This is a genomic window from Streptomyces sp. NRRL B-24572 (assembly GCF_002156145.1).
Lineage (GTDB): Bacteria > Actinomycetota > Actinomycetes > Streptomycetales > Streptomycetaceae > Streptomyces > Streptomyces vietnamensis.
In genome coordinates this window covers 1-802 of sequence record NZ_MWIG01000855.1, presented here as the reverse complement: position 1 = coordinate 802, position 802 = coordinate 1, and the positions used below count along the sequence as shown (strand labels likewise).

General features: G+C 74.4%; 1 protein-coding gene. It reads right to left on the bottom strand.

Translation table 11 applies throughout. The annotated features are described in order from the left end of the window. Positions 1-700 (bottom strand): GntR family transcriptional regulator (locus CCN56_RS37255; RefSeq protein ID WP_086832141.1); only part of this gene is annotated, 700 nt, incomplete at its 3' end. Positions 701-802 lie beyond the last annotated feature (102 nt).

Here is an 802-nt window from a genome sequence, read left to right as displayed (position 1 = left end):
GGACCCGCTCCAGGGGCCGCCCCGCGGTGTCCCGGGAGACACGGTGGATCAGCAGCATCGGCAGCGCCGGCGGCGTGCCGACGAGCAGGGCCTCGCGCGGGGTCGCGAGGACGGTCTCGATGCGCTCGTCGGCGTCGCCGAAGGAGATGCCGAGCCGGTCGTGGAGGTAGGCGTAGAAGGAGGAGTCGGGGTCGAACTCGGTGTCCAGGCGGGGGGCGCGGGCCTCGGAGACGTACGTGGACTCCAGGCCGACCCGCTCGTCGTCGGCGAGCAGGACGCGCTCCATGTGCCAGACGGGCTCGCCGCGTTCGGCGCCGACCTCGGGGGCGAGCGCCTCCGGGCAGGGGAAGCGGTCGAGCGAGATCAGGCTGCGGCCGGGGCGGCGGCCCTGGCGGCGCACGCCCTCCGTGTAGCTGGCGAGCGAGAGGGGCTGCTCCAGCTTGGGTCCCGCGACGACCGTGCCCCGGCCCTGGCGTCGCAGCCGCCCCTCCAGGAGGAGTTCGCGCAGCGCCTGCCGGACGGTCTCGCGGGACACCTCGTACCGGACGGCGAGGTCGCGCTCGGTGGGCAGCAGCCCGCCCTCCCCCAACTCGTCGACCATCAGGGCGATCTTCGCCTTGACGGCGTAGTACTTGGGGACGCGGCCGTGCTCGGGGATGCCGGAGCGGACGGGGGCGCCGGGGCTGGTCTGGTAGTTCATCCGGGGATGGTCGCAGACGGGGATGAACGGGAAGGTGTACGGAGCATGGCTCAGCGGTGCCGACGGCGGCGGGCGGCCCGGACGAGGACGGCACCGAGCAGG